The sequence below is a fragment of the Actinophytocola sp. NPDC049390 genome (genome assembly GCF_044466355.1).
Lineage (GTDB): Bacteria > Actinomycetota > Actinomycetes > Mycobacteriales > Pseudonocardiaceae > Actinophytocola.
Window position 1 is genome coordinate 262593 of record NZ_JBITMQ010000014.1, and the last position, 8594, is coordinate 271186.

Here is an 8594-nt window from a genome sequence, read left to right on the forward strand (position 1 = left end):
ACCTGTGCCGGATCTAGTGGAGATCGGCATGGGGCGGACCGCCCGCCGCGCCTACGCGCTGCACGAGGTGGAGATCGTCCCGTCCCGCCGGACCCGGTCGTCGCAGGACGTGTCGACCGAGTGGAAGATCGACGCGTACCGCTTCGACATCCCGCTGCTCACGCACCCGACCGACGCGGTCGTGTCGCCGTCGGTCGCGGTGGAGGTCGGCAAGCTCGGCGGTCTCGGCGTGCTCAACGCCGAGGGCCTGTGGGCGCGGCACGCCAACGTCGAGCAGGTGCTGGAGCGGATCGTCGCGACCCTCGACGACCAGGACTACACCGCGCTGACCCGGTTGCTGCAGGAGCTGCACGCGGCGCCGATCAAGCCGGAGCTGATCACCGAGGCGGTCAGGCAGGTCGCCGAGGCGGGCGTGACGGCGGCGGCGCGGGTGAGCCCGCAGCGGGCCGCCGAGCTGACGCCGACCCTGCTCGCGGCCGGGGTGGAGATCCTGGTCGTGCAGGGCACGATCGTGTCCGCGGAGCACGTGTCGCGGGACGGGGAGCCGCTGAACCTGAAGTCGTTCATCGCGGAGCTGGACGTGCCGGTGATCGCCGGTGGCGTGCACGACTACCGCACCGCGATGCACCTGATGCGCACCGGCGCGGCGGGTGTGATCGTCGGTTACGGCACAGGTGTGGCGACGACGACGGACAGCGTGCTGGGCATCGGTGTGCCGATGGCGACCGCGATCGTGGACGCCGCGGCCGCGCGCCGCGACTACCTCGACGAGACCGGTGGCCGGTACGTGCACGTCATCGCCGACGGCGAGGTCGACGGCAGCGGTGACATCGCGAAGTCCATCGCGTGCGGCGCGGACGCGGTCATGCTGGGCAGCCCGCTCGCGACCGCAAAGGAGGCGCCGGGCAAGGGCCTGTACTGGACCGCGGCTGCCGCGCACCCGTCGTTGCCGCGCAGCCGCGTCATCCCGGCCGCCGCGGAGGAGGAGGTCACCGACCTGCCGACGCTGCTGTTCGGTCCGTCGTCCGACCCGGACGGCATGATCAACCTGTTCGGCGCGTTGCGCCGGGCCATGGCGAAGACCGGGTACTCGGACCTGAAGGAGTTCCAGAAGGTCGGCCTGTCGGTACGCGGATGACCGTGGCGAGACAGATCGTCGCCGAGCGGGACGGTGTGGCGCTCGCGGAGCTGACCGACGCCGACCGCGCGGTGCTCGACCAGCGGAACGACGGCGCGTGGGACGTCGACCCGGACGACCGCCCGGCCCCGCACTTCACGTTCGAGGTGTACCGGCTCGCGATCGTGGACGCCGAGACGCACGCCGCGATCGGGTCCGTGAACTGGCACGCGGTCGGCTACGGCCGCACCGCCGCCTGCACCGCGTGGAACGTCGGCATCGGCCTGCTCCCGGCCGCGCGTGGCAGGGGCGCGGGCCCGGCCGCGTTGCGGCTGCTGGTCGAGCACCTGTTCGCGACCACCGAGGTGGACCGGATCGAGGCCAGCGCCGACGTCGAGAACGTGGCGTCGCAGAAGGCGCTGCGCAAGGCGGGCATGCGGCGCGAGGGCGTGCTGCGTGGCGCGCAGTTCCGCGGCGGGACGCGGCGCGACATGGTCGGGTTCGCGATCCTGCGGTCGGACCTGCCGGACCCGGACGCGACCCGCGAGATCGTCGCGACCGGCGAGGGCGTCGCGCTCGGCACGTTGATGCCGGGCGACGAGCCGACGTTGCGGGCGCGGTACGGCAGCGACTTCGACATCGACCCGGACGACCGGCCGCTGCGCCACCACCCGGGCGTCGAGCGGCTGGCGGTGCTCGACCGCGCCACGGAGGAACCGATCGGCACGGTCAGCTGGCACGCCGTCGGCTACGGACCGACCGCCGGCTGCGAGGCGTGGAACATCGGTCTCGCGCTGGTGCCGGAGGCGCGTGGCCGTGGTGTCGGCGCGACCGCGACCCGGCTGGTGGCGGAGTACCTGTTCGCGGCCACCGACATCGACCGGCTCGAGGCCAGCACCGACCGGGAGAACGTGCCCGCGCAGCGGGTGCTCGCGAAGGCGGGTTTCCGGCCGGAGGGCCTGGTCCGCGGCGGGCAGCCGCGTGGCGGCCGCCGCCGCGACCTGGTGTCCTACAGCCTGCTCCGCACGGACGTCGTCGAGGACGCGACGGCCGTCGAGCGGCACGTCGTGGTCGAGCGGGACGGGGTGGTGCTGGCCGAGCCCGGCCCGGGTGACCGCGAGGCGTTCTACGTCGCGGCCGCCGGTGACTTCCAGGTCGACCAGGACGACCGGCCGCGCGTGGCGGGCCCCGCGCGGACGTCGCTGTTCAGCGTGCTCGACGCGGAGACCGGGAACCTGCTCGGCGGCGTCAGCTGGCACGCGGTCGACTACGGCGGCACCGTGGCGTGCTCGGCGTGGAACATCGGCATCGGCCTGCTGCCGGAGGCGCGGGGGCGGGGCATCGGCACGATCGCGCAGCGGCTGCTGGTCGAGCACCTGCTGGCCACGAGCGAGCTGGACCGCATCGAGGCCAGCACCGACGTCGAGAACCTGGCCGAGCAGCGGGCGCTGGAGAAGGCGGGTTTCCGCAGGGAGGGCGTGCTGCGGGGGGCGCAGCTCCGCGGGGGTGTCCGGCGGGATCTCGTGCACTACGGGCTGGTCCGCAGCGACGTCGAGGCCTAGTCTCGACCCATGGGTGAACTCGCGAGTAGGACTCCCGGTAACACCTTTGACTACGACGTCGTGGTCGTGGGTTCCGGGTTCGGCGGCAGCGTGGCCGCGCTACGGCTCACGGAGAAGGGCTACCGGGTCGCGGTGATCGAGGCCGGCCGCCGGTTCGCGGACGACGAGTTCGCCACGACGTCGTGGGACCTGCGCAGGTACCTGTGGGCGCCCGCGCTCGGCTGCTTCGGCATCCAGCGCATCCACCTGCTCAACGACGTGATGGTGCTGGCCGGGTCTGGGGTGGGCGGCGGCTCGCTGGTGTACGCGAACACGCTGTACCGGCCGCTGAAGGAGTTCTACGCCGACCGGCAGTGGGCGCACATCACCGACTGGGAGGCGGAGCTGGCGCCGCACTACGACCAGGCGTCGCGGATGTTCGGCGTGGTCGACAACCCGACGGTCACCCCCGCCGACGAGGTGATGCAGAAGGTCGCGGCGGACATGGGTGTCGCGGACTCGTTCCACCCGACGCCGGTCGGCGTGTACTTCGGCAAGCCCGGGGTCGAGACCGCGGACCCGTTCTTCGGCGGCGCCGGGCCCCGCCGCACCGGCTGCACGGAGTGCGGTTCGTGCATGACGGGCTGCCGCGTTGGCGCCAAGAACACGCTGGTGAAGAACTACCTGTACCTCGCGGAGAAGAACGGCGCGAAGGTCCTGCCGATGACCACGGTGACGGCGGTCCGGCCGTCGTCACCGTCGGGTTTCGCGGTGGACGTGCGCCGCACCGGCGGCCGCGCCCGCCTGACGATCACGGCGGGCCAGGTCGTGCTGGCGGCGGGCACGTGGGGGACGCAGCGGCTGCTGCACGAGATGAAGGACCGGGGCGTGCTGCCGCGCCTGTCGCCCCGGCTGGGCGAGCTGACCCGCACGAACTCGGAAGCGATCATCGGCGCGGGCCGCACCGCGGTCGACCCCGATCGCGACTTCAGCCGAGGCGTCGCGATCACGTCGTCGATCCACCCGGACGAGACCACGCACATCGAACCGGTCCGATACGGCAAGGGCAGCAACGCGATGGGCCTGCTGCAGACCATCGCCACCGACGGCGCCGCGTCGATGCCGCGCTGGCTGCAGGCGGTGCGGTTCATGGTCCGGCACCCGGTGCGGACGGCGCAGCTGCTGCGCACGCACCGGTGGAGCGAGCGGACCGTGATCCTGCTGGTGATGCAGAGCCTGGACAACTCGATCACCACGTACACGAAACGCGGGCTGTTCGGGCGCCGCAGGTACACGTCGCGACAGGGCCACGGCGAACCGAACCCGGCGTTCATCCCGGCGGGCCACGAGGCGAACCAGCTGGCGGCGAAACACATCGACGGGATCGCGGGCGGGACGTGGGGGGAGATCTTCAACATCCCGCTGACCGCCCACTTCATCGGCGGCTGCCCGATCGGCGCGGCCGCGGACGAGGGCGTCATCGACCCGTACCACCGCGTGCACGGGTACCCGGGCCTGTCGATCGTGGACGGCTCGGCGATCTCGGCGAACCTGGGCGTGAACCCGTCGCTGACGATCACCGCGCAGGCGGAGCGCGCGTTCTCGTTCTGGCCCAACAAGGGGGAGGCGGATCCGCGCCCTGCTTCGGGGTATGAGCGCCTGGCGCCGGTACCGCCGCGCAAGCCCGCGGTCCCGGAGAACGCCCCAGCCGCACTGCGGCTCCGCTGAGGCCACCCAGCCTTGCCGAATCTCGGCACGCCGGAATCGTGAGGCCTCCTCCCCGAGATCGGCCCGTCCGGCGAGGGCACCACCCACCACGAGGATCGCTACGCTGCGAAAAGCAGGGCCGGTCACAACGGAGTGGGGTGCGGAATGGCGTTCGCGTCCAGTGGGGATCTCGCCGCCAAGGAGGAGACGTTCTCCGAGCTGGCACCAGGCGTGTACGCGCTCACCGCGGAAGGCGACCCCAACGTCGGAGCCATCGAAGCCGACGACTTCCTCATCGCTTTCGAAGCCCGCGCCACGCCCGTCGCCGCTCGGCGATGGCTCGACCGACTGCGGGAACGAACCGACAAACCCGTGCGGTACCTCGTCCTCAGCCACTACCACGCCGTCCGCGTCCTCGGTGCCGCGGCGTTCGACGCCACCGAGATCATCACGCACACACAGACCCGACGCCTCATCGCCGAACGCGGCAAGGAGGACTGGGCGTCCGAGCTGGCCCGCATGCCGCGCCTCTTCGAGGACCCCGACTCCATCCCCGGTCTGACCTGGCCCACGCTCACCTTCACCGACCGCATGGTCATCCCGCTCGGCGGTGACCGCGAACTCGTCCTCGCCCACTGCGGACGTGGCCACACCGCAGGCGACATCGTCGCGTGGCTGCCGCACGAGCGGATCCTCTTCGCCGGCGACCTCGTCGAGGCGCGGGCCGCGCTCTACACCGGCGACGCGTTCCACACCGAATGGGCTTCGTCCACTTTGGACAACGTGCAGGGGTTCGGTGCGGAGGTGCTCGTCGGTGGCCGGGGTGCGGTCGCGGCCGGGGCGGACGCCGTGTTCGCGGCCATCGCGCAGAGCAGGCACTTCCTCGACGGGCTGCGGCGCACCGTCGGCGCGGTGCACGGTGCCCACGGCACGCTGAAGGACGCCTTCACCGCCGCCCACGACGCGCTCGCCCCCGACTTCGGCGGCTGGCCCATCTTCGAGCACTGCCTGCCGTTCAACGTGCAGCGCTACTGGGACGAACTGGACGGCATCGACTGGCCCCGCGTCTGGACCGCCGAACGCGACCAGGAAGTCTGGGCCGCCCTGCGGGACGGCGACTGATGCGCGTTCTGGTCGTCGGCGCCGGACCGGTCGGCATGACGGCGGCCCTGCTGCTCGCACGGCACGGCGTGCCGGTCACCGTGCTGGAGGCGGCACCGAGCAGGCAACTGGTCGGCAGCCGCTCGATCTGCGTGCAACGGGACGTGCTCGACATCCTCGAACGGGCCGGGGTCGGTGCGCAGGTCGCGGACGTCGGGGTCACGTGGACGCGCGGGCGCGTCTACTACCACGAGCACGTCGTCGGCGAGATCACGTTCGACGAGGTCGGCGAGACCGCGTTCCCGCCGTTCGTGAACACGCCGCAGACGATCGTGGAGTTGTTGCTGGAACAGCGGATCGCGGCGGAGCCGCTGGTCGACCTGCACTACGACCAGGCCGTCGTCGCGGTCTCGCAGGACGACGACGGCGTCTCTCTGTCCACATCGGACACCGTGTACCGCGGCACGCACTGCGTCGCCGCCGACGGGGGCCACTCCGCGGTCCGCGACCTGCTCGGGTTGCCGTTCGACGGGATGTCGTTCGACGACCGGTTCCTGATCGCGGACATCCGCGCCGACCTCGGGTTCGACCGGCCCGAACGGCGGTTCTACTTCGACCCGCCCTGGAACCCGGGCAGGCAGGTGCTCCTGCACCCGCAGCCGGGCGGCGTGTGGCGCATCGACTGGCAGGTGCCCGCCGACTTCGACCTGGAGAAGGAGGACCTCGACGCCCGCATCCGCGCGATCGTCGGCGACGCCGACTACGAGGTGGTGTGGCTGTCGGTGTACCGCTTCCACCAGCGGCGCGTCCCGACGATGGCGGTGGGCCGGATCCTGCTCGCGGGCGACGCGGCGCACGTGATGAGCCCGTTCGGTGCGCGTGGCCTCAACTCCGGCGTCGCCGACGCGGACAACCTGGCGTGGAAGATCGCGCTGGACCGGCGGGGCATGGGCGGCCCGGCGCTGCTGGCGTCGTACGACGCCGAGCGTGGCGCGGCGGCCGACGAGAACCTGCGGGTCACCGGGAACACGATGCGCTTCCTGGTGCCGCGGACCGACGAGGACCGGGCCCGCCGCGTGGACGTGCTGACCCGCTCGATCGACGACGAGCGGGCACGGACGGAGATCGACTCGGGCAAGCTCGCGGCCCCGTTCACCTACGACGAGTCCCCGCTGACCACCTCCGGCGGCGGCCTGTGCCCGGACGCGCGGCTGATGCGCGGCGAGCGGCTGCGGGAACTGGGCTGTTTCACCGTGCTCACCCACTGGTGCGACTGGCAGCCCGCGGACGAGTGGGAGAGGTCGCTGGTCGGTGCCGTGCTCCCGCTCGAACAGGAGGACGACACGGTCCTGGTCGACGCGCTCGGACTGAACCCGAGGCAGGCGGTGGTCGTCCGCCCGGACGGTCACATCGCCGCGGTGCTCACCGAACCACAGGGCGGCATCGCGCCGCTGATCACGAAGGCCCTGCGCCGCGCGACCGGGTGGTAGCCCTCGATCGGGTAGGTGTGAACAACCTCCTCCGAACCCCGCACGTCTGGTCTTCGTGGGAGGTGTCGGGGGATGACGATCAATCGACGGCGTTTTCTGGGCGTGGTGGCGGCGGGGGCGGCGGCCGCCGCGTGCTCACCCGGCAGAGGTGCGGCGCCACCCACCAGCACGGGCACGACGACGACCACCACGACGAGCGCGCCGCCGCCGTCCACCAGCCAGGCGCCGGTCCCGCCGGACTGGAACGCCCTGCGCGAGCAGCTGAAAGGCGAGCTGATCCTCCCGGCGGACAACGGCTACGCCACCGCCGCCCGCTCCTACAACCCGCGCTTCGACAACCACAAGCCCGCCGCCATCGCGCGCTGCCAGAGCCCTGACGACGTGCAGCGGTGCGTCGACGTCGCCCGCGACGCCCGGATGCCGATCGCGGCGCGTTCGGGCGGCCACAGCTACGCCGGCTACAGCACCCCCGACAAGGGTCTCGTGCTCGACCTGCGGCCCATGGCGACCGTCCGGGTCGACGGCGACACCGCCGAGATCGGGGCCGGGGCGCGGCTCATGGAGGTCTACTCCGGGCTCGCCGACGCGGGCCGCGCGCTGCCCGCCGGGTCATGCCCGACCGTCGGCATCAGCGGGCTCACCCTCGGCGGCGGCATCGGCGTCACCGCCCGCAAGTACGGCCTGACCTGCGACAAGCTCGTCTCCGCGAAGGTTGTCCTCGCCGACGGGACGCAGCGGACCGTCGACGGCGACGACCTCCTGTGGGCGCTCAAGGGCGGGGGCGGCGGCAACTTCGCCGTCGTCACGTCGTTCACGTTCGCCACCGAGCCCGCGCCCGACATGACCGTGTTCTCGCTCCGGTACCCGGCGGGCGCGACCGCCGACGTCATCGGCGCCTGGCAGGACTGGATCGCCCGGCAGCCGGACGAGATGTGGTCCAACTGCGTCGTCTCCGCGGGCTCACCGCCCACCTGCCGGGTGGGCGGCGCGCTCCTCGGCGGCGAGGACCAGTGCAAGCAACTGCTGCGGTCCATGCCGCGCGCCTCGTCGCTGCTCATCACCGGCAAGGGCTACCTCGACGCCATGCGTTACTTCGGCGGCTGCTCACAGCGCAGCCTCGCCCAGTGCAGGCCCGAGTCCGAGGGCGGGCAGCTCGGTCGGGCGACGTTCACCGCGTCGTCCCGCATGCTCACCGAACCCGTCGACCCGGCCGCACTTGTCGACCTCCTGCGGGGACGCACGGCACTCGACGTGCTGCTCGACTCGCTCGGCGGCGCCGTGTCCCGGGTCGCGCCCGGCGACACCGCGTTCCCGCACCGCGCGGCGCTCGCGTCCGCGCAGATCTACTCGTCCGGCGACGCGCGGGCCGTCGCCGAGGTGCGTGACGGCCTGGGCAGGCTGGCCGGACCGCACGGGTACGTCAACTACATCGACCCGGCCATGCCGGACTGGGCGACCGCCTACTACGGCGACAACCTCCCGCGCCTGCGGGAGGTCGCCGCCAAGTACGACCCGGACAAGGTCTTCGCCTTCGCCCAGGCGCTCTAGGCCGTGTTTCAAAGTAGCCACTCGTTGATCGCGGCCAGATGGACGACGGCTTCGTACCGGACCGCCAGCTTGTCGTAGCGGGTGGCCACG

The 8594-nt window shown here is 72.2% G+C and carries 6 protein-coding genes; all 6 read left to right on the forward strand.

What is annotated here, in order from left to right:
- Positions 1 to 4 precede the first annotated feature (4 nt).
- Entirely contained in the window at positions 5 to 1138 is a 1134-nt protein-coding gene (locus ACIBVP_RS34580) for a GuaB3 family IMP dehydrogenase-related protein (RefSeq protein WP_396110650.1), read from the forward strand.
- Positions 1135 to 2679, forward strand: coding sequence for a GNAT family N-acetyltransferase (locus ACIBVP_RS34585; RefSeq protein ID WP_396110651.1), 1545 nt, complete (start codon positions 1135 to 1137; stop codon positions 2677 to 2679). Before ACIBVP_RS34580 ends, ACIBVP_RS34585 begins: the two co-directional genes overlap by 4 nt.
- A 9-nt stretch (positions 2680 to 2688) precedes the next feature.
- Positions 2689 to 4386 (forward strand): FAD-dependent oxidoreductase, encoded by a 1698-nt coding sequence (locus ACIBVP_RS34590; protein ID WP_396110652.1) that lies wholly within the window; start codon positions 2689 to 2691, stop codon positions 4384 to 4386.
- Positions 4387 to 4530: 144 nt separating this feature from the next.
- A complete protein-coding gene (locus ACIBVP_RS34595; RefSeq protein WP_396110653.1) occupies positions 4531 to 5487 on the forward strand; it encodes an MBL fold metallo-hydrolase in 957 nt (318 codons plus the stop codon).
- Positions 5487 to 6956, forward strand: a complete 1470-nt coding sequence (locus ACIBVP_RS34600) for an FAD-dependent monooxygenase (RefSeq protein WP_396110654.1) — start codon at positions 5487 to 5489, stop codon at positions 6954 to 6956. Before ACIBVP_RS34595 ends, ACIBVP_RS34600 begins: the two co-directional genes overlap by 1 nt.
- Before the next feature lie 72 nt (positions 6957 to 7028).
- A complete protein-coding gene (locus ACIBVP_RS34605; RefSeq protein ID WP_396110655.1) occupies positions 7029 to 8504 on the forward strand; it encodes an FAD-binding oxidoreductase in 1476 nt (491 codons plus the stop codon).
- Positions 8505 to 8594: the final 90 nt, after the last annotated feature.

Coding starts and splice junctions, on each gene's coding strand:
- ACIBVP_RS34605 (WP_396110655.1), top strand. CDS start 7,029: ATGACGATCAATCGACGGCGTTTTCTGGGCGTGGTGGCGGCGGGGGCG.
- ACIBVP_RS34595 (WP_396110653.1), top strand. CDS start 4,531: ATGGCGTTCGCGTCCAGTGGGGATCTCGCCGCCAAGGAGGAGACGTTC.
- ACIBVP_RS34585 (WP_396110651.1), top strand. CDS start 1,135: ATGACCGTGGCGAGACAGATCGTCGCCGAGCGGGACGGTGTGGCGCTC.
- ACIBVP_RS34600 (WP_396110654.1), top strand. CDS start 5,487: ATGCGCGTTCTGGTCGTCGGCGCCGGACCGGTCGGCATGACGGCGGCC.
- ACIBVP_RS34590 (WP_396110652.1), top strand. CDS start 2,689: ATGGGTGAACTCGCGAGTAGGACTCCCGGTAACACCTTTGACTACGAC.